At 35.7% G+C, this 21,940-nt stretch carries 16 protein-coding genes and 1 pseudogene; 3 read left to right on the forward strand and 14 right to left on the reverse strand.

Annotated elements, in window-relative coordinates:
* The 10 genes and pseudogenes from rsxC to BM088_RS23575 all read right to left on the reverse strand — a co-directional run.
* Positions 1 to 1,856: electron transport complex subunit RsxC (gene rsxC / locus BM088_RS23530; protein WP_143085147.1), on the reverse strand; the 1,856-nt coding region annotated here is incomplete at its 3' end.
* 9 nt (positions 1,857 to 1,865) lie between these two features.
* Positions 1,866 to 2,420 carry an electron transport complex subunit RsxB gene (gene rsxB / locus BM088_RS23535; RefSeq protein ID WP_091990681.1) on the reverse strand — a complete coding sequence of 185 codons (555 nt, stop codon included), beginning with the start codon at positions 2,418 to 2,420 and terminating at the stop codon, positions 1,866 to 1,868.
* A gap of 2 nt (positions 2,421 to 2,422) precedes the next feature.
* Complete coding sequence (rsxA, locus tag BM088_RS23540; protein WP_091990683.1) at positions 2,423 to 3,004, reverse strand: electron transport complex subunit RsxA; 582 nt, start codon at positions 3,002 to 3,004, stop codon at positions 2,423 to 2,425.
* Between the two features lie 151 nt (positions 3,005 to 3,155).
* Positions 3,156 to 4,808 carry a BatD family protein gene (locus BM088_RS23545; protein ID WP_425439333.1) on the reverse strand — a complete coding sequence of 551 codons (1,653 nt, stop codon included), beginning with the start codon at positions 4,806 to 4,808 and terminating at the stop codon, positions 3,156 to 3,158.
* Positions 4,802 to 6,845 (reverse strand): annotated as a pseudogene (locus BM088_RS28155) (VWA domain-containing protein). Before BM088_RS28155 ends, BM088_RS23545 begins: the two are co-directional and overlap by 7 nt.
* Complete coding sequence (locus BM088_RS23555; RefSeq protein WP_091990688.1) at positions 6,845 to 7,852, reverse strand: vWA domain-containing protein; 1,008 nt, start codon at positions 7,850 to 7,852, stop codon at positions 6,845 to 6,847. Before BM088_RS23555 ends, BM088_RS28155 begins: the two are co-directional and overlap by 1 nt.
* Positions 7,845 to 8,354 carry a DUF4381 domain-containing protein gene (locus tag BM088_RS23560; RefSeq protein WP_091990691.1) on the reverse strand — a complete coding sequence of 170 codons (510 nt, stop codon included), beginning with the start codon at positions 8,352 to 8,354 and terminating at the stop codon, positions 7,845 to 7,847. Before BM088_RS23560 ends, BM088_RS23555 begins: the two co-directional genes overlap by 8 nt.
* Before the next feature lie 2 nt (positions 8,355 to 8,356).
* Entirely contained in the window at positions 8,357 to 9,328 is a 972-nt protein-coding gene (locus tag BM088_RS23565; protein WP_091990693.1) for a DUF58 domain-containing protein, read from the reverse strand.
* Between the two features lie 14 nt (positions 9,329 to 9,342).
* Positions 9,343 to 10,299, reverse strand: coding sequence for an AAA family ATPase (locus BM088_RS23570; RefSeq protein ID WP_091990696.1), 957 nt, complete (start codon positions 10,297 to 10,299; stop codon positions 9,343 to 9,345).
* Positions 10,300 to 10,483: 184 nt separating this feature from the next.
* The gene (locus BM088_RS23575; RefSeq protein ID WP_091990698.1) at positions 10,484 to 10,678 is read right to left on the reverse strand and encodes a hypothetical protein; all 195 of its coding nucleotides are present in this window, start codon (positions 10,676 to 10,678) and stop codon (positions 10,484 to 10,486) included.
* Between the two features lie 293 nt (positions 10,679 to 10,971).
* On the opposite strand from BM088_RS23575, the gene fadI reads away from it, so the two are divergent.
* From fadI to BM088_RS23590, 3 genes are all read left to right on the forward strand, one after another.
* Entirely contained in the window at positions 10,972 to 12,282 is a 1,311-nt protein-coding gene (gene fadI, locus BM088_RS23580; protein WP_091990699.1) for an acetyl-CoA C-acyltransferase FadI, read from the forward strand.
* A 20-nt stretch (positions 12,283 to 12,302) separates the two neighbouring features.
* Entirely contained in the window at positions 12,303 to 14,414 is a 2,112-nt protein-coding gene (gene fadJ, locus BM088_RS23585) for a fatty acid oxidation complex subunit alpha FadJ (protein WP_091990737.1), read from the forward strand.
* A 176-nt stretch (positions 14,415 to 14,590) separates the two neighbouring features.
* Positions 14,591 to 14,782, forward strand: coding sequence for a hypothetical protein (locus tag BM088_RS23590; RefSeq protein ID WP_091990703.1), 192 nt, complete (start codon positions 14,591 to 14,593; stop codon positions 14,780 to 14,782).
* 1,391 nt (positions 14,783 to 16,173) lie between these two features.
* On the opposite strand, the gene BM088_RS23595 is transcribed toward BM088_RS23590, so the two are convergent.
* The 4 genes from BM088_RS23595 to BM088_RS23610 form a co-directional block, all read right to left on the reverse strand.
* Positions 16,174 to 17,499 (reverse strand): sensor histidine kinase, encoded by a 1,326-nt coding sequence (locus BM088_RS23595; protein WP_091990705.1) that lies wholly within the window; start codon positions 17,497 to 17,499, stop codon positions 16,174 to 16,176.
* Positions 17,500 to 17,505: 6 nt separating this feature from the next.
* Positions 17,506 to 18,894: a sigma-54-dependent transcriptional regulator gene (locus BM088_RS23600; protein WP_091990707.1), complete on the reverse strand. Its 1,389-nt coding sequence runs from the start codon at positions 18,892 to 18,894 to the stop codon at positions 17,506 to 17,508.
* 227 nt (positions 18,895 to 19,121) lie between these two features.
* Positions 19,122 to 19,481 carry a DUF3192 domain-containing protein gene (locus BM088_RS23605; RefSeq protein ID WP_177208156.1) on the reverse strand — a complete coding sequence of 120 codons (360 nt, stop codon included), beginning with the start codon at positions 19,479 to 19,481 and terminating at the stop codon, positions 19,122 to 19,124.
* Between the two features lie 34 nt (positions 19,482 to 19,515).
* Positions 19,516 to 21,936, reverse strand: a complete 2,421-nt coding sequence (locus BM088_RS23610) for an ABC transporter permease (protein WP_091990713.1) — start codon at positions 21,934 to 21,936, stop codon at positions 19,516 to 19,518.
* Between the last annotated feature and the right edge of the window lie 4 nt (positions 21,937 to 21,940).

Here is a 21,940-nt window from a genome sequence, read left to right on the forward strand (position 1 = left end):
TGAGCTGATTCTTTGTTAGCATCATCAGTAGTATCGACTGAACTTTCTTGATCTGCTTGCTGGGCTAATTTTTTAGCTTTAGCGCGAGCAATTGCCGCGGCTACTGCTGATTTTTTATCATCTTGAATTGGTTTATTTGATAATGCTGGTTCACTTAAAGACTCTGCTTCTTTTTGCTTTTCTTCTCGGTATAAGCGTGCTTTTTCTTTTCGTTCGGCCCTTTGCTTTGTAACTTCTGTATTATCAGGAAGTGTGTCTTGGCTACTTGTATTATCTGTGGAATCACTTTGTAATTTTTTAGCTTTTGCTCTGGCAATTGCAGCTGAAACTGCTGATTTATCTGTTTGATTATTTTTAACTTTAGCCATTGCTTGGGCTATTTTATTTTGTTCATCTGTTGTTTTAGGTTTTACAACTTTTTTATGTCGATTTTGTCTTTCTTCTTTTTCGCGTTCAAGTCTTTGATTGCGTATCTCAAAGCGTTCTTTTGCACGTTGTGCTTTTTGTTGTTCTTCTGTTTGCTCTTTTATTTGGGCTTTTGCAATACGGTAATATTGTACTAATGGTATTTCACTTGGGCACACAAAATTACATGCTCCGCATTCAATGCAATCAAATAAGTTATGCTCTTTTAACTTATCAAACTCTTTTGATTTTGCAAACCATTGTAATTGTTGTGGTAATAATGATGCGGGGCAGGCATCAGCACAAGCGCTACAGCGTATGCACGCTTGTTCATTATCATTAAAAGGTAATTCGACTTGATTGGGAGCCAATATGCAATTTGTTGTTTTTATAACTGGAATGCGTACACTGGGTAAAGTAAATCCCATCATAGGCCCTCCCATGATCACTCTTTGCATGGGTTCCGGTTCAAAGTCACAGTGTTCAAGTACGTGTTTCACTTCACTACCAATTAATACCCATGCATTTTTAGGGTTTTTAAGTGTTTTTCCTGTCACGGTTACAACACGTTCAATTAAAGGTTTACCTTTAAAAATAGCTTCATATATGGCAAATAAAGTACCGACATTTTGCACCATAATACCAATATCAGCAGGTATACCTCTGCTTGGTACTTCTCGGTTTGTCAGTATTTGAATAAGCTGTTTTTCTCCACCTGATGGATATTTAGTGGGAATTGCTTTTATTAATATGTGGTCATGTTCTGCACTTGCTTGTTCCATTGCTTTTATTGCTAATGGTTTATCATCCTCAATGGCGATTAATACTTTTTCTGGTTTGAGCAAGTGAACGATAACATTAATTCCCTTTATGATATCTTTTGCATATTCCTGCATTAGGCGATCATCGGCTGTTATATAAGGTTCACATTCAACACCATTTATGATTAAAAATTCAATATTTTTATTAGCTTGCGCTTTTACATAAGTCGGAAACCCAGCTCCGCCCATGCCACTTATGCCTGCAAGTTGAATTTTTGATATGAGTTCTTGGTTATTTAAATCTGTATAATCAGGTATTGGATTTAAATCACACCAAGTTTCTGTGCCATCAGGTATTAAAATAATGCTAATTTCTTCTAATGCAGAAGGGTGTGCAGAAGGCATCGCTTGAATTTTCTTAATTGTGCCAGACGTTGGCGCATGAACAGGAACTGACCAGTTTTCACTAGGCTCAGTCAGCGCTTGTCCTTTGAGAACATATTGTTCTGGTTCAACTAAGAGTTTGCCGTTTACGCCAATATGTTGCTTGATTGGTATCACTAACTTATCTGGCAAAGGTAGCTGAGTGATTGCTAAATGCTCTGTTAAATTTTTATGGGCAGTAGGATGTACACCACCTGGTGCTTGCCACAACACTCCGCGTTCTATCTGCTCTAGTAAACTTTCCACCTAGGCCTCTTAATCTATTTGTGTTACTGAAATGGACTCTAAATTCCATTTCCAGTTTTGAGTTGTTGTTTTTAATGGCACCATGTCTATGCAATCAACCGGGCAGGGCTCTACACATAAATCACAACCAGTACATTCATCTATTAGAACTGTGTGCATCTGTCTTGTTGCACCTAATATTGCATCTACTGGACAGGCTTGAATGCACTTTGTACAGCCAATACATTCGTCTTCGCGAATATATGCCACTGTTTTGATGGGGTCATTTGCTTCACCTCCGGCCAAAGGTATTGCTTTGACTCCCATTAAATCTGCTAATTTTTGTACTGTTGCTTCACCGCCTGGAGGGCATTTATTTACAGCATCACCATCGGCAATGGCTTCAGCGTATGGGCGACATCCAGGATAACCACATTGACCACATTGTGTTTGAGGCAAAATTTCGTCAAGTTGATCAACAATAGGACTGGATTCAACTTTGTATCGTACGCCAGCAAAACCTAAAATTAGGCCAAAAATAAGTGCCAGACTTCCTAAGGCAATTAAAGCATAAATTAATATCATAATTAGAGTTTCACCAAACCAGTAAAGCCCATAAAGGCCATAGACATTATGCCTGCGGTGATCATTGCAATAGATGCGCCTTTAAACGGCAAAGGGACATCCGCTGCATTAAGTCTTTCTCTGAGGGCTGCAAATAAAACTAAGACTAAAGAAAAGCCAACTGCTGCACCAAAACCATATACCGCAGATTGAATGAAGTTATGTTCTTTATTTACATTAAGCAAAGCAACGCCTAAAACAGCACAGTTTGTTGTTATTAAAGGTAAGAAAATTCCGAGTAGGCGATACAAAGTGGGGCTGGTTTTGCGAACAACCATTTCGGTAAATTGCACTACAACTGCAATTACAAGAATGAAGCTCATCGTTCTTAAGAACTCAAGCTCCAGTGGTACTAAAATATAATGGCTCACCAGATAGCTGGCAACAGATGCTAATGTTAAAACAAATGTTGTTGCCAGTGACATGCCGATCGCAGTATCTAATTTTCCAGAAACGCCCATAAATGGACACAAACCGAGGAATTGTACTAATACAAAGTTATTTACCAGTACCGTTGCTATCAGTAAAAGTAGGTATTCAGCCATTTTTTAATCACCCTTTGATTTAACTGAGCTATTATCCTGTTTTCTTAGGTGATAAACAACTCAGAAGGTCAAAAGATACTGAAAAAAGCTTAAGTGAGTTAATCTTTCATTTGAAAAATAAAAAATCAACTCATTATAATATTAATTTAACTTAATATAACGGTTTTAAAGTTAAACTATCAGTATTTTCTGCATTGGGAGACTTTTGCAATAACATGATTATTTTATCCAGATCAATATTTTTAGTCTGTTGTGAATATAATGCAGTTTGTAAGTTTTTAACTTGCTCTGTTAGATCTGAACTTTGATACAAGTCTAATAAATGCGATATATTCGCTTGTGAACTACCACACTTTATTTTACAAAAAGATAAAAAGGCTTGATTGAATTCATTAGCATTATTGTTTTTTGCTGCACTTTTTAACTGTGAAAAACAGGCTTTTAAATTATCCTGAGTTTTATTTTCTGGTTTGCTATCAGCTCTATTTTGAATGTGGTTACGTTTTTTAATGATGTAGATTATCAAAATAACAAGCGTTAAGAGCCAAAGTACATATCCTAAAATAGTGAGCCATAAAGACAGTGGTTCAATTTTCTCTACAATTTCAGTTTGTGGTGCTTGTTGTGACCGTTCAGAATTTGTTATGTTACTATTGATAGCATCGGGTTGAATAGGTGCAGATTTGAGTTCAGAACCTGTGACGGTTATTCTCTTTTGGGGTAAAACAGCATATTCCATTTTATTGATTACAGTATTAAACCAAGGTACTTTTACTTCTGGTAACGTATAAGTACCAGGTTTTTGGGGTAATAAAGCGAAGGATTCAATGCGCTGTGACACAATACGACCATCTCTCACTGCATTTTTGTTTTCAGCCTGATCTGGATAGCTTTTTATGCCAGCAATATTTTCAAGTTTAATTTCAGGAAGTTGCTCTTTTGTGATCCCAACAGCCGTCAGTGTAATCGTACGGGTGATAGGAGTACCTACTTCAAAGCTTTGGCTATCTGGTTGGAACTCTTCATGTAAGGTGACTAATTCACTTGGCAGCCAGTTTCCTTGATAATTATCAACGATAGGTTTAACTGTTAATTGCGTATCCTCACCAATTGCAGATGCTGAAATCGAACGATAATTCTGTCTTATTCTGCCGTTAAATACGGGAGCTGCGATAGTAAACGCACCACTTTTTTGTGGTTGAACTAAGTAATCACGGCTAACAACTAAATACCGCTTACCATTAATAATTTCATTTGATTCAACTTGTTTACCCAGTTGTGATATTTTTGCATCTTCAAGCTCAGGCGTTGTTAAACTGCCTTCACTTAACTCTTTAGCTAAATATAATTTTACGTTATAGACACCGGCTTGTTGCACAAATAAAGTGTGTGGCGTTAAGCTTGTTTTAATAAATATGTCATTATTATCGTCGGTTTGAGCTTCTCTTTTTTTTATCTCTATATTAAATGGTTTAGATTCTATGCCTTGAATTTTGAAAGCGGGTATTTCAAAATTACCAGACTTGCGAGACATTAATTCAGTTTTCCAAACCGTTTTTTTTGTAATCGCGCCATTTATAATACTTGTTTGGCTACTAAGGCTTGTTGGGCCAACAATAAAGTTTTTAAGTAAAGCTGAAGTATCAGGCTGTGAGCCTTGCACTGTATCATCTGCAGCAATAGACAATACAAAATATTCACCTTGTAAAACAGGGTTTCTATCGACACTCGCTATGAGTTGCGTAAGTGCTAGGCTTGGTAGTGCTAAAATTAAAAGGCACAGTAAAGTAAAACTTCTTACCATGATTTTTTTACTCCTTGAGGTGTTCTTTGTCTGAGTCTGTTTTGATACTCAAGTCTCATTTTATTACGTAATAATGTAGCGGGGTCATCAGGTACTTTTCTTAAAATCTGATTTAGCTGCTGCGCTTTTTCTTTTTCTTCATTACTTAACTCAGGTGCTTCACGCATTGCCATTTCTTCTTTGGCTTGCTTTGCGTCATCTTCCTCGGCCTGTTGTTGCGCTGCTTTTTGCTCTTCAGTTTGTTGAGCGGGTTCTTCTTGTGGTTCTTCCGCTGGGTTTTCTTGCGCTTCTTGTTGTTTCTCTTGTTCAGAGTTAGGTTCTGTTTCTAACTCTGGCTTGTTTTGCTCATTAGAGTTTTGCGCATTATCGCTTTGCTCTGAATCTTCCTCATCAGATTCACTCTTCTGCGAGTCTTTTTGGCTGTCTTTTTTGTCAGAGTCATTTTTATCAGAATTTTCTTTTTGCTCCTGATCTTGTTCTGACTTATCGCCTTCTCCTTGCTGATCATCTTGACTTTTTTTGTCTTGATCTCCTTCTTTATTCTGATCATCTCCTTGCTGTTTTTGTTTTTCTTGTTGTTCAAGCTGTTTCACAAGCTGTAAATTATCTTTAGCTTGAGAAAAGTCAGAATTGAGTGATAAAGACTGCTCATATTTATCTATGGCTTCTTTATATTTTCCTAAATGCGCTAAGGTATTACCTTGATTATATAAACCAGTAGCACTGTTATCCTGAGAAAATTCAGAGAGTGCCGCTTCAAAATTATCTTCTTTATAATGGGCCGCACCTTTAATATCTTTAAGTTCAGTATTGACCGCATTTTTATAATCTTTATTTTGATAAGCTTTTAATGCTTTTAATGCTTTTTGTGCTTTGTTTTGTGATAAAGATTGCCATACATCATCTAAAGTAAAAGCATAAGCTTGTTTTGAAGGTGCAACGATCACCATTATGGCAACAACAAATAAAGCATTATTTTGTCGTAACATTAAAAGTGCGATAGGCAGTAATAAAAACATTAAATATATACCACCATCTATGCGCCATAAAGTTTGTTGATCTTGTTCTACTAATTGTTTTTGTAAATCATCTTTTGAAAGTTTGGTATTAAAAACTGTAATATCTTTATTAAAGAAACAACTGGCGAAGTGAATTATACGAGATTGTCACTTACGCACAAAATTCAAACAAAGATCAACAGCCCCTAGTTTGATATATAGAAAATAGACCTGATGACTTCTTAGTCATGTTTTTTAAAGCAGAAAAATTAGCTTTTGGAATAACGATTTGACCATATTGATCTTTTAAAAAACCAGATTGCGGTAATTTTATTGGAGCACCTTGCTCGGTCGCAACGGCATAAATATTAAGTTTATAATCCATATTCGACATAAAGTCTGAAACATCAGCCATATCTTCATCGTCTATGCCATCGGTTACTAAAATGATATCGCCATTTAAATAACCAGCTTGCTGTAATAACTCTTTAGCAAGGGCTAAAGCGCCAAGTACATTTGAACCTTTTTCAGGCATGATGTCTGGACTTAAACTCGGAATTAAATTGGCTAATGTTTGTGCGTCACTGGTTAAAGGTGAAATGGTGAAAGCACTGCCTGCATAAGCAATCAGGGCTGTTTCACCTTCTTTAAATAACTCAACCATATCTAATGTTTTAAAACGTGCCTGACTTAATCTATTTGGTTTAATATCGGTACTGTACATAGATGAAGACATATCCATCACGAGGACTCTGGCGTGCTTAGCTTGGTATACTGGAATTGTATGTTTTTGCCAGCTAGGGCCTGCGGCAGCTAAAATACTGATCAATAAAAACAATATCAACCAGATTAAATTAGGTTTAGCCTGTTTTTTTGCATCACTCATAATAAATTGCGCCAGATGCGATGCAATTACAGTTTGTGAAGCGCCATTTTTTTGTTTTTTAAACCATACAAATGCAATTAATAAGCACGCAGGTAACATAAGCCATAAAATATCTGGTCTTAAGAATTCGAACTGTGTCAAATTGAAGTCCATTAAGCTTGACCCTCATTTAATTTTGGTACTTTTTGGTTAAACCAAGGTTTTATTGCACCAATTAAAATAAAAAATAATGCGACTAATAATGGATAATAAAATAATGCTGTTTGAGGTCTGAACGTTTGAACATCACTTGCGATTGGCTCTAATGTATCTAACTCTTGATATATTTTCTGTAAACCTGCGACATTTTTGGCTCTAAAATAAAGTCCACCAGTTTCTTGTGCAATATCTTTAAGTAATTTTTCATCTAAACTAGAGCCTGAAGAAAATGCATTCATGCCAAATAAACCAAAGCCAGAATTACTGCGACCATCGCCCGCAACACCTACCGTATATACTTTAATGCCTTCTTCACGAGCAAGGAGTAAGGCCTCTTCTGGTGTTAAGTTACCCGCTGTATTTTGGCCATCTGTTAATAAAACTAAAATACGGTTGCTATCTTTTTTTTGTGCAAATCGTTTAACCGATAAACCTAATGCATCCCCTATAGCTGTTGCTTTACCTACTAAGCCAATTTGAGACTCTTCAAGCATTTGGCTTACGGTATTTAAATCTCGGGTAAGTGGTGTTTGTAAAAATGCAGTATCGGCAAACAGTATTAAACCCAGTCTGTCACCTTGACGTTGTTCAATAAAGTTTTTAAGTACAGCTTTTACCATAGTTAATCTATCTACATACTGGCCTTTATACTCCATGTCTTGTTCTCTCATAGAGCCAGATAAATCGACAGCTAGCATAATATCGCGTCCTTCATTAGGTAAACTAATCGGTTCACCTAACCATTTTGGATTTGATAACGCACAACACAAACTGATCCAAAATAACCAGTGCAATACGGATACCTTATGCGATTTTTGTTGATTATGACTTGTTAATAACGGGTTATGCTCAAAACTTGGTATTTTAAGAGTTGGAATATTGCTGGCGCGCTTATTAAATTTTTTTAATAAATAAGGAAGGGGCAGGGCTAAAAATACCCAAGGCCAAGTTAATTCAAACATGTGGTACTTCCTGTAATTTATAGCTGTTTATTTTACTCTTTTTAATATTCATTTTTTTTATAGCATTGCTCAGTATTAATTTTAAATTGCGTGTTTCATCATCAGCCAGCTTTGCTTGATATAACAATTTAAAGCTGTTTTCTTCACAGGCAGTATTGCAATTATCAGCGATGAAACGACTCCATCTCTTGCCCGTAAATGCGGCTGTTTTATCACCATAATAATGTTTTGCAAGACGTTTTAAAATATGTTGTAGCTGATTCAAATCTGAAATAGTCAGAGGCTTATTTTTTTGCAATACACTATTGGCAAGTGTGATTGCTTCACGTTTTGCACTTTTGTATTGATGTTGCTTTTTTAAATAAATAAATAATGAGATTAAACTGGATATTGCTAATAATGCCACTAAATACCAAATTGGCGCCGGTGGCCATGCAGATACTTGTTCAACAATAATAACGTCGTGTAATTTATCTAAAGGGGAAGTTGGGGCTGCTGGCATGATCAAGCTTTTCCTATAATTTGTTGTTCAATAGGGCTGCTACTAGAAAATGAAAATAAGTGTAAACCTGATTTTTTCAACATGGTAATGCGGTTACTAAGTTGTGCCTGCGCTTGATCATTAAAACGTTTTCTAAATGATTTATTCATCAAAGGTAAACTTGATTCAGATGACCCTGTATCTACTTTAATAATGCTATTGTGCTCTGGTAAATGGGTTTCAAATGGATCTGATATTTGACAGGCTACCAGTTCACAGTGGCGAGATAACATTTGTAGTTGTTTTAATGCCTCATTGTTTTTCTGATCTGAACCTAAATGGCAAAAATCTGAAATTAAATATATTAAACTTCCGGGTTTGGCCAATTGATTTAAACGTTTTAAGTTTTCACTAAAGCAATTTGCATTTTGTGCTGTATCTGCGCCATGAATGCTTAAAGCTTCTTGGTGATTACTGATTAAGTTATGGGTTAGTTTTAAAACCGCTTTTCCGCGGGCGCTAGGTTTTAATTCTAAATGTTGGTTTTGATTAAACACTAGACCACCAACTCTGTCACCTCGCTCGCTCGCAGACCAAGCAACTAATGCACTTAAGTGTGCGGCTTGCACTGATTTTAATAACAATTGACTGCCAAATAACATGGTATTGCTAAAATCTGTAAAGATGAAAACAGGTCGCTCTTTTTCTTCTTGATAAATTTTTGTATGAGTTTGACCTGTACGCGCTGTCACACGCCAATCGATAGAGCGAATATCATCACCGGGTTGATAATGCCTAACTTCTGCAAACTCCATACCTCGGCCTTTATGAGGTGCCAAATATTGACCAGCCATTTTATGTTTTATTTTATTTTTAGGTGTTAAATCAAGCAACCGCGCTTTAGCGCGGTAATAGATTAGCTCTTTTAAATCGAGCGATACACCATTGGCATGACAGCTTTTTAACCACTGTAAGTGCTCTGTTGTATTTGTCATTGCTTGCTCTTATTTTATGGTACGGCGACAAGTTCTAAAATGCGGTCAAGCACTTGATCTTTAGAAATACCATTAGCAAGTGCTTCGTAGCTTAAAATAATACGATGTCTTAATACATTATGAAAAACTGCATGTATATCTTCAGGCGTCACAAAGTCTCGACCTTGTAACCAAGCATGTGAACGAGCACATTTATCTAAAGCAATTGTTGCACGAGGGCTAGCGCCATATTCTAACCAGCTGGCAAGGGTATCGTCTAACTTTGTTGGTTGACGTGTTGCAATAACAAGCTGAACTAAATATTTTTCAAGAGGCTCTGATAAATGTAATTTTAATACGTCTTTTCTCGCTTCAAATAAAGTTTCTTGTGATATTTTAGGAGCTAGTATTTGCTCTTCATCTAATGCTTCACCACGAGTTAAGCGTAAAATTTCAAGTTCGGTTTCGGCACCTGGATAGTCAATATTTAAATGTAATAAGAACCTGTCTAATTGTGCTTCTGGTAAAGGGTAAGTGCCTTCTTGTTCAAGTGGATTTTGTGTTGCCATTACAAGAAATAAATCAGATAAAGGATAAGTTGTTTTTCCTACCGTGATTTGGCGCTCAGCCATAGCTTCAAGCAAAGCTGATTGCACTTTTGCTGGAGAGCGGTTTATTTCATCTGCCAAGATAAGGTTATGAAATAAAGGACCGGGTTCAAATACAAATTCACTTGTTTGTTGCCGATATATATCTGTACCTGTGATATCCGCAGGTAATAAGTCAGGTGTAAATTGCACACGCTGAAAAGAGCCTTCAACACATTTAGATAATGCATTTACAGCGCGTGTTTTAGCAAGGCCAGGAGGGCCCTCTACTAATAAATGGCCATCGGCTAAAATACCGATTAATAATGAATCAGTTAAGCGCTCTTGCCCAATAATTTGAGAATTAAGATAAGTTTGTAATTGTTTAAATTTTGAGACTGCCATAGTGACAATAAATCCTTTACCCGTTTTATTGGTATATTTATCAGTTTAAGACTATGGAGTATTAATAAGGTTCATTTTTATTAAAAACAAGCTTTTTGATGAAAAAACATATCAAGCGGCTTATTTTATTAATAAATATATTTTGAAATAGGTTTAATATTCGCTTTTTGGAAAAATAAAATGTTTATTCAGTCTTTGAGTCAGCCAGTAATTGGCGATATTTTAAACCATCTATCACTAAATCTAGGATTGGACGTTTTTCACCGTTGTACCAGTTGTTTGCAGTACGTTTACTTAAGGCTCCCTCTGTGGTTTGGGAGATACAATCTGCGCTCCAATCACGGCCAAGTTCATTTTTTAAAAATTGTGCTAATTTCATAAGGTACTCACTTTTTAGTCACAGGGTTTGAAGTGTTTTCTCTGTGAGAAATTGTTACCGATTTTGCAATTAATATATAGCATGATTAGGTGAGTCTTTGTTGTTGTTTGTATTAGACTTGTAATTGACTGGTTACATTTGTAATTAATTTAATTCTTCAGAAGTGTTTTAAAAAATCACTACTTTTATTAAAGTTTTCTTAATTAATTTACAACAAGTGTTTGCAATAAAAGGCAGGTTGTTTAGAATCAGAGGATAACTAACAGGTCTGACCTGTATAATGAGGAATAAAAATGTCTGGGAAAATACAATTAAAAACACACCAGGGAGACCGCATTGCTATCGTGAGTGGTCTTAGAACACCCTTTGCAAAACAAGCAACGGCTTTTCATCGCGTACCCGCAGTAGATATGGGGAAGTTGGTTGTAAATGAAATGCTTGAGCGTTTAAATTTTGATAAAAAAGAAATTGACCAACTTGTTTTTGGTCAGGTAGTGCAAATGCCTGAAGCACCCAATATTGCACGTGAAATTGTATTAGGAACAGGCATGCCAGTTGATGTTGATGCATATTCTGTATCACGAGCATGTGCTACTAGTTTTCAGGCAATCGCTAATGTGACAGAATCTATTATGGCTGGTACTGTTAGTGTAGGCATAGCGGGTGGTGCAGACTCATCTTCTGTCGTGCCCATTGGTGTTAGTAAAAAATTTGCAAGTAGCTTAATTGATTTAAGTAAAGCACGTACAATGTCACAAAAATTCAAAATATTTTCTAAACTTCGTTTAAAAGATATTCTACCTGTACCACCAGCTGTTGCTGAGTATTCAACTGGTTTGTCTATGGGGCAAACAGCTGAACAAATGGCTAAAACGCACGAAATTAAACGTGAAGATCAAGATGCATTAGCACATAGGTCTCATACTTTAGCGAGCAAAGCTTGGGCTGATGGAAAGTTTGCAGATGAAGTAATGACAGCGCATGTCGCACCATATAAAGGTTTTATTGGCGAAGATAACTGTATTCGTCATAACTCAGTATTAGACGGTTATGCTAAATTACGTCCTGCCTTTGATAAAAAGCATGGTTCAGTAACAGCAGCAAATTCAACTGCACTAACAGATGGTGCTGCTGCAGTATTAATGATGAGTGAAAGCAAAGCTAAAGCATTAGGGTATGAAGTATTAGGTTATATTCGCAGTTTTGCTTTTAGTGCTATTGATGTTTATGACGATATGTTGATGGGTCCTGCGCATTCAACGCCTATCGCATTACGCCGCGCAGGTTTAACTTTAGCGGATTTAGATTTAATTGAAATGCATGAAGCTTTTGCTGCACAAACACTGGCAAATATGAAAATGTTTGCATCTGACAAGTTTGCGCAAGAACAGCTGGGTTTATCTAAAGCAATTGGTGAAATTGATATGGATAAATTTAATGTTAATGGAGGCTCTCTTGCTTATGGTCATCCGTTTGCAGCAACGGGTGCAAGACTTATTACACAAACACTGAATGAGCTTAAACGCCGAGGGGGTGGTTTAGGTTTAACAACAGCATGTGCGGCGGGCGGATTAGGTGCGGCATTTATTGTTGAGAGTGCATAGTTATGGAGCGTAAAAACCAAATGACAGATTCTGTTTTTAGTTTTGAAGTAAATGATGATCAAATAGCCTTGGTAACAATAGATGTGCCAGGGGAAAAAATGAATACCTTACGTGCAAGCTTTGTTGGTGAATTAAACGAAGTGATTAGTCAGGCACTCGACGCAAAGGTAAAAGGTTTAATATTTATCAGTGGCAAATCTGATAACTTTATTGCAGGTGCTGATATTAAAATGTTAGCAGCGGCAAAAGAACACTCAGACGCTTTGCATTTGTCTCAGACGTGTCATTCAAGTTTTAAAGAACTTGAAAAATTACCTTTTCCGACAGTTGCAGCTATTCATGGCGCAGCTTTAGGGGGCGGGTTAGAGTTTGCAATGGCGTGTGATTATCGTATTTGTAGTAATTCAGATAAAACTAAATTAGGTTTACCTGAAGTGCAGCTCGGTTTACTACCAGGTGGTGGTGGAACGCAAAGATTACCTAAGTTAGTTGGTATCCAAAAAGCCCTTGAATGGATGCTAACGGGAAAACAAGTTCGTGCAAAACAAGCTGTTAAAGCGGGTTTAGCCCATGATTGTGTACCACAAAGCGTATTAATTGATGTTGCATCTAAATGGATTGCCAAAGGCAAAGTTAAATCAATTAAACCTAAACTTGATAAACTAAGTCAGCTATTAGAGTCAAATCCTTTTGGCCGTAATATTATATTTAAAAAAGCCCAAGAAAATGTAGAGAAAAAAACGGGGGGTCATTATCCTGCACCTATTGCGATTATAAAAGCGGTACGTGCCAGTGTTGAAATGGAGAAGCCTGCTGCTTATGCCGTTGAAGCTGAAGGTTTTGCTCAATTATGCATGAGTAAACAATCAAAAGCGTTACGCGGGATCTTTTTTGCTACCACTGAAATGAAAAAAGAATGGGCAGATGAATCTGGAGAAAAAATTGACCATATTGCTGTTTTAGGTGGTGGCCTGATGGGGGCTGGAATTGCGCATGTTAGCGCATGTAAAGCTGGTAGTAAGGTACGTATTAAGGATGTGGCACAGCAAGGTATTTCTAATGCATTAAATTACAGTTTTAAAATTTTAGATAAAAAACAAAAACGTCGTTTTATTTCTAAATCTCAAATGCAGCTACAAATGAACCGCATTACGGGCACGACAGATCATAGTGGTTTCAAAAATGTAGAGTTAGTAATAGAGGCAGTTTTTGAAGACCTGCAATTAAAGCAAGATATGGTTGCTTTAATTGAAGAAAATTGTTCTGATAAAACGATTTTTGCCAGTAATACTTCTTCATTACCGATTTCACAAATTGCTCAGAAAGCTGCAAGACCTGAAAATGTTGTTGGTTTACATTATTTTTCACCTGTTGAAAAAATGCCGTTAGTTGAAATTATTCCTCATGAAAATACCTGTGATGAAACGATTTCAAAAGTCGTAAATTATGCTCGTCGTCAAGGTAAAACCCCTGTTGTTGTTAAAGACAAAGCGGGTTTTTATGTGAATCGTATTTTAGCTCCTTATGTGAATGAAGCTGCGAATTTATTACTGGCTGGTGAGCCAATTGAGAAAATAGATCAAGCTTTGGTTGAATTTGGTTTTCCTGTAGGGCCTTTAGCATTATTAGACGAAGTCGGTATAGATATTGGTTCTAAAATAGCGCCGATACTTGAAAAAGAATTAGGCGAGCGCTTTAAAGCACCTGATGCATTTTCTAAAATGATAGACTCAAAACGTTTAGGTCGTAAAACTGGTTCAGGCTTTTATACTTATGGCAGTGGTAAGTCTAAAGGTAAAAAGGTTGACGAATCTGTTTATGAATTTTTAGGCATAACACTTGCGCCTAAGTTGAATAAAGAAGAAATTGCACAACGTTGCGTTAGCCAAATGCTAAATGAAGCTGCACGTTGTTTAGATGAAGGTATCATTGCTAGCGCAAGAGATGGTGATATAGGGGCTATTTTTGGTATCGGTTTCCCACCATTTTTAGGTGGACCATTTAGTTATATGGATAAATTGGGTGCAAGTGAGTTAGCGTCAAGGCTAACGTTACTATCTCAACAAAATGAATATTTTGAACCGTGTCAGCCGATCTTAGATATGGCTGAAGGTAAACAAGCATATTATTGATATTTATAATTTAGTTTTGAGGTTGTAAAATAAACAAAAAGTTTGTTTTTCAGCCTTTTTTTATGCTTGAAATTTACGTATAATCCGCGCTCATTTTTGCTCTGATTTACGAGTATTAACTGACCATAAGGTTAATCCCTTTTGATTTGTTATAAAAGCTTGTTTAAAGGTATGTTGTGATTATTTTAGCTAGTTTATTTTTTGCCATTTCATTATATATTTTAGCGTTTAAGCGCGGCATGCCAACAAAACGTTGGTTTGCTTTAGGTGGGATCTTAGGTCCACTGGCATTTTTGATGTTTAATGTACATTATCGTAGAGCTTTAGTGCGGTGCATTGGTGAACAATGCATATTGTGGCGGCCTTAAAGTGTAAACACCTGCGTTGTTTTCCATCTCATAGCCAGTTTCTCAATCATGCAAATTACTCTTAGATAATAGGTATAAATAAGCCAAGCATAATACACTGTGTTTGGTACAACAAATTGAATTCAAAAATTTTACTTATTCATACTTCATTATCGCGTTTTTTATAAAAACGCCACTCAAGGCTGCTGAAAAAACCGTCAACACAAGGGGGGGTAGCAGAGTTATTTATACCGAGTATATTTAGTTTTTTGTAGGCTCGCAAAGCTATTGCTCAGAATTGAAATTTTAGTTCGTTTTTTCTGATAACTTTATTTTATGATTTTATAGCAGTAAATAGTCCTGATTGTGCTGAGGTTCTTTAGGTGACAACTTTTATTAGATTGTTTGTTAGCGACTTAATATTTTAGTTTTTGTTCTATAATCTTCTTTTTTATATGCTTGAAATTCATACTAAAGTACTTTTGTTGTTTCTAGAAAATTGATTAATTGAAAACGATAGTACATTAAGAGATCATAAGGTCAATCAAGTAACTTGGTTGAAACCCGCTTTGTGCGAGCGCAAGAAGGTCTCTCCAGGTGGTTTGGGTACATTGAACTAAGCTATTAAAATAACAATAATGCAACACAGCTCGTTGACAGCGTTGTCATTTAAATGTATTGTTCTATCGCTGTATAATAAGTGAGCATAAATTGCAGTTCTATATTTTTAACGGTTAAATACAAGGAAAAAGTAATGAAAATTAATTTGAAAAAAAAATTACTCAAAAATCTGTCGCTTAATACTAAGCAGTTGAAACAGGATGCTACTCCTCAGGTCGCTGGCGGTATGTATGCTAGCTCACCTCATATCAAAGGATGTATCTCGTACCAAGGGTGGACATGTAACTCCCTATATAACTGTCCTTAAGATAAGTAAGCACATAGGGCAAGATTTGACGGCTTAAGCTACTAGGTAGCATCCAAACTTTTCTTGTCCATACTTTTTTATCGTAAACGATCTATTTGAGGAAACCTGTGTTATTAATGAGTTTTGAAATATTTCCAAATAGCTTTACCTGTATCGCATTATAAAAATCCAGCAATAATCTTCTCATCAGTAATAAACAGTGTCTACGTTGTGGGTCTCGTATTTTGGTATGAAATGACCCTATACCAACATGAATATGTACGGTCTCTAAATTGAGATTCAATTCCCCAGCCTTTGCCATACAAACGAGTTATTTTACTATCGCTAAGTTCATCAGATACTGAAGATATCAAGTTGATTGATACCTTTAGTCTGAATACAGTCAACTTAAGCCTCTAGCTTTGCCTAAGGTAATTTAATATCATATTAAAGAGGTTTTGTTGTTAAATATAGACTGATTGATAGAATAGGAGAAACTGAACTTCTAAGATAAAGGCAGTTCTACAGTTGCTAAACATCCGCTTTGATCAGTGCAGTTACTTAAACTAAGTCGACCAGAGTGTACCTCCAGAATTTGCCTGCATAATACTAGCCCTATACCTGAGCCTTGTTTTTTAGTTGTATAAAATGGCACAAATAGGTTATCGGGGTTGCTTATACCCGCACCTTGATCTTTGATTAAGAGCTGAAATCTATCTTGTACGACTTGCCATGAAACTTCAATTTTTCCTTCTTTATGAGTACTTTTAATAGATTCAACGGCATTTTTTATCAAATTGATCAAGACTTGTTCAATTTGAACTGGATCAATGAATAATGCCATATCATCTTTAGTTTGAATATCTATATGACTATTTTGATAAAGTGGGATTATTTTGTTTAATAATTCTAAGATATAAATATTAGATTTTTTAGGTTCGGGTAATTGCGCAATTTGTTTATAGCTATTAACGAAGTCTTTTAAATTATTAGTACGTTGAGCAATAATTGTTAGGCCATCAACTAAGTTTTCTTTGTGTACTTCAATATTGTGTTGTCTAGACATTAAGCGCTTTAGGGTTTCACTGATTGATGCAATGGGGGCTAGGGAGTTGTTGATTTCATGACTAATTACCCGTACTAAACTTTGCCAAGCATTACGCTCTTCTATTCGCAATAGGCTGCTGACATCTGTTAAAAATAGTAATTTATGCTGTTTACCCGCTTCTCTGAATTCTTCCATATGCACATTAAACTTACCCTGTTGCTGACCAAAAGTTAAATTCATAACTTTACTTTCTCCAGCTTTAAAAAGGTTTAGTTGTTCTAATTGTTTCAATGTGACTTCTTCAGTGGTATGTGATGAAAACTGTAATAACTTTTTTGCTGCAGGGTTAATAAAAACCAGTTTATTTTTTGAATTTAAGGCAATAGTAGCAACATCAATATGTTTAATGACGGTTTGCAATAAAAACTGACTTTCAATTGACTCTATTCGTTGCTTTGTTAGCCTTTTAGCTAAACTATTTACTGAATCGACCAATTCATTTAAGGCACTATCACCTTCTGATGAACGTGCCCTTAAACTGTAATCACCTTGGATCATCGCATCAAGTAAATTACAAATACTCCTAAATTGATAGGATGAAATTTGATGGATTTTTGCGTGGCAGAAAATAATCGTAATACTAGAGATTAATATGGTTAGTAAAATCAGTGGTGTTGATATTTCTGCATAAACCATCATAAATATTAAAAATATAAATAAAGGTAATGAAGCAACTAATGATAGTTGTGTAAGTTGTTTTTCAAAAGAAGACTTTTTATTCATGAATATTTACATTTTTTCTAATCGACGATAAAAAGCACTTCTGCTTAAACCTAGTGACTTTGCTGCTTTTAATACGTTGCCATCAAAATGGGTAAGGCGTTTATCTATAATATTCATTTCAAGCGTCTCTAAAGTGGCGAGTTCTTGTGATTCATTATCAGTTTGAGTATTTGATATTTTATTATTGTTTTTGGTTAATTCTGGTAAACCTAATTCATCTACAGATATTTCATTATTTTGACATAAAATTTGCGCTCGCTCCATTACATGATTGAGTTCTCTGATATTGCCAGGCCAGGTATAATCAAGTAAAGCTTGTTGTGCTAATTTGCTAATAATGAGTTTGGGTTTGTGATGTTTTAGTGCCATTTTAGTTAAAAAAGAGTCCGCTAATAAAATGATATCTTCTTTTCTATCTTTTAAAGCTGGAATTTCGATGGTAATAGTATTAATTCGATAAAGTAAATCTTTTCTAAACGCGTTATTTTCGACCGCTAAACTTAAGTTGGCATTTGTGGCACTTATTAGACGTATATCAACAGATTGCGTTTTATTTCCACCTACTTTTTCAAATTCACTGTCTTCTAATACCCGTAATAATTTACCTTGTTGTGAGTAGGGAGTATTGGCTATTTCATCTAAAAATAATGTTCCACCGTCTGCGAGTTCAAATCGACCTATTCTTGTTGTTTTAGCATCTGTAAAAGCACCTTTGGTATGACCAAACATTTCACTTTCGAATAAAGTTTCTGTTACAGCACCCATATTAACTGAAATTTGATTGGCATTACTACGGTTTGATTGTGCATGAATATAACGAGCAAACATGCTTTTACCAGTACCATTTTCACCTGTTAATAAAACACTGGCATCACTTTTGGCGACTTGTTCAATAATAGCCAGTGTTTGTTGCATTTTTGGTGAACTTGCAACGAGTTCACCGCTGAATTCACTATCAACTTGTTGCTGCAATAGTTGATTTTGTTGACTGAGTTTTTGAGAGTTTTTTTCACTTTGGGCAAGTTTGATTTGGTTATTAATAATGGCGATGAGTCTATCAATATCCCAAGGTTTTTGAATAAAATCATTGGCACCATTTTGCATTGTGCTAACGGCCACTTCTATGGTTGCCCAACCTGTCATTACTACGATAGGTAATAATTCATCTAATTTTCTGATTGATGCTATGAGTTGTAAACCTTCTTCACCGGACGTGGTATCTAAAGAGTAATTTAAGTCCATTAAAATTAAATCAAAATTTTCTTTTTTGATTGATATTAATGCTTCTTCAGGAGTTTGATTAAGTGCCACTTCAAAACCTTCAGAAATTAATAGCATTTTTAATGCACTTAAAATATCAGTATCGTCATCTACCAGTAAAATTTTTTGTTTCATTTTGATTTTTTATTCTCTATTAATAGTTGCAGTATATACCTAAACAATTGAAATTGTTCTTAAGATTTTATCTACATCGTTGTAAATTTATTATTTTCTTAAAAGGGTCAAGTATAATGATGTAAGTAGGTGTGGGGGAGTGCCACACCTGTACTTAATGAAAGGTATTTATGGCGCCTAATATCATAAACTAGACTTTTTATTTAAGTGCATGGACGCGGCATAGATTAATAAATTTTACTCAGTGCATCATGACCCCAAGCAATGAGCTTATTATTTTTAAAAATAAGCGGGGTTGTCTCATCTTTAGAGGTCACACTGTCGTGATGCTGGCGAGATGTGCGGTAATACATTACACGATACTCGTCTTGCGCTTTTATAAATGCCTCAGTGAAATTAGGTGTGCCTAATTTCATTTCAATTGTTGTACGTTGTGTATCTAATATTAAGTTACTGATAACTTCTCTATTTAGTTGTTGCTTTTCTTCCCAGTCATCGTTATCTGAATGATAACCGCCTACAAATACACACGCATTTAATGCGCTTGCTGTGAGTAAAATGAGAGACGTCTTGGCTATTTTTTTCATTTTTAATTCCTTTAACTTAATCAATGTAGAGTTTTTAATCGTGATGTAATGCATCGCTTGGTTCCATTTGTAACGCTTTTTGCGTTGGTAAATAGGTGGCTAACATAACAACGCTACCGATAATTGAAGTAATGCTGACTGATATCAAAATCAAAGCACCGTTACCTGTTCCAAATAATTGCGACATGGCAAATCCCATACCACAACCAGCTAGGACTCCGGGTACGCCACCCCATAAAAGCTGTTTACCACCTGTTTTTAAGAATTCTTTGGTAATGGTTTTCTCATCGGCACCTAAGGCACGCTTAATACCAATTTCTTGGGTTCTTTGATTTATGGTATTAGACATTACGCCATAAATACCACTGGCAGCTAAAACAACGGCCGCTAAACCAAATAAGGCTGTTAATGAACTAATAAACTGTATTGGTGCTGTGAACCTTTCATTGTTTTGGGTGTAAGTTTCTATTCTAAATGAAGGTAATAAAGGGTCGATAGACTGTAATGTTTTACGTAAAGTATGGCTTGCAGTCGAAACATCAGACTTCATATGCATTGCAATTGTTATCTGTTTTCGAGGTACTTGTGTAAAAGGGCGATAAACTGAAGGCAAATGTCTACCTTCTCTGTTTCCTTGAATTGTATTTTCGACTATACCCACAATTGAAACCCAAGTGATTTTGTTTGAGTCTGTTTGCGCTAAGCGAAAACGTTTACCAATAGCTGAACCATCAAAATGACGTTTTGCAAAATCTTCAGATACTAGCGCTGTATATTTTTCAATACCGTTGTCAGCAGAGTTAAAGTATCTACCTTGTTTTATTTCAACACCTAGTTTTTCTAATGACCCAGGCATAACTGCAATATAGTTTGTTCTTGGGTAGCTTGTATTGGTATTTTGGCTATATTCTTTGCCTTCTAATATTAATTTTGCTTCTAAACTATAATCACCAGGTAGGGCAGTGGAAATCATAACATCAGCAATGCCTGAGCTATTCTCTAGGCGAGACTCTAAGGTTTGTGCAAATTGTATTTGTTTTTGCTTATCGGCATAATTGGCATCGGTTAATAGTACTCTGGCGGTTAAAATATTGTCTGTATCGGCACCAATATCTTGATGGCTTTGTTGATAAGCTGCATAAACCATCACTGAAGCTGCAATTAATACCGTCATAGATATAAAAATTTCACTGATCACTAATATTCTGTTTAACCGTCCAGCATTTTTACCTAATGCGCCTCGAGTACCATCTCGTAACACTGCATTAAAATCACCGCCAGAATTTTTCCATGCAGGTAATAATCCAGTCACTAAAATAGTTGATATGAGTATTACAAAAAATAATTTAATGGTGTAACTATCAATTGAAAATTTCCACCAAAATGCAGGCGGGTTAACAAAAAATGTTGCTGTTATTGATTCCGATATCTCTAACCCCCAAGCAACAACTAATAAACCTATGGTACCGCCCAATGTACAAATAATAATACTTTCCCATAACATTTGACTGATCAAACGAGATCTTGGGGCACCTAATGCAACACGAATAGCGGTTTCTTTAGCACGTTCAACCGCACGAGATAATAATAAATTACCAACATTTATAGAGGCTAAAACTAAAATTAAAATTGCAACTATATGCATAGTATAAATAACGGGTTGACCATCACCTGCACCGGAACCTGGTATTGTAGTGATATAAGCTGATGTTCCTGAATTTGTTTGAGGATATTTGTTTTCAATGCGCTTCATTATCATCGTTAACTGTTGATTAATTTCAGTCATTGAAATGTCATCGTTAATATGTGCTAAACCGTGTAAACTGGGTGTATCAATACGGGTTAATTTTGTTTTATCTTCCAACATAGGTAGCCACATTTGTGCCGTATTAGGGAAAAAGAACCCTTTTGGCATAACACCTATAATTTGATGGCTTTGACCATTTATTTGTAAAATTTCATCCGTTACTTTTGGGTTGCCACCAAATTGGTTTTGCCAAATATCGAAACCAATCACAACAACTTTATTTGCACCTGTTTTACTTTCATCTTGTGTAAATCCACGACCGAGAATTGGTTGAGTACGGGTAATTTTAAAAATATTTTCTTGTGCAAATATCGCATTATAACGTCTGGCACCATCTCGACCTGATACATTAACACTGGTATTTATATAACCACCAAATTCAGATAGGCCTTTTATACTTTTTTTTATTTCATTAAAGTCTAATAAGTTAATTTTATCGGAATTGATTTCTCCATTTTGAGAAGCACTAATTAAAACAATGGACTCACCATCTTTAAAAGATAAATCCTTATAAAGTATGGTATTAAAAAATGAGAACATATATACACTTAAACCAATGCCCGCAGCCATTACTAAGGTAGTTAGCGCCGTAAACCCCGGTTTTTTCGCCAATAGCCTTAAGGCATATTTAAAGTCTTGAAATATCATAATA

The sequence above is a fragment of the Pseudoalteromonas denitrificans DSM 6059 genome, from assembly GCF_900112265.1.
GTDB lineage: Bacteria > Pseudomonadota > Gammaproteobacteria > Enterobacterales > Alteromonadaceae > Pseudoalteromonas > Pseudoalteromonas denitrificans.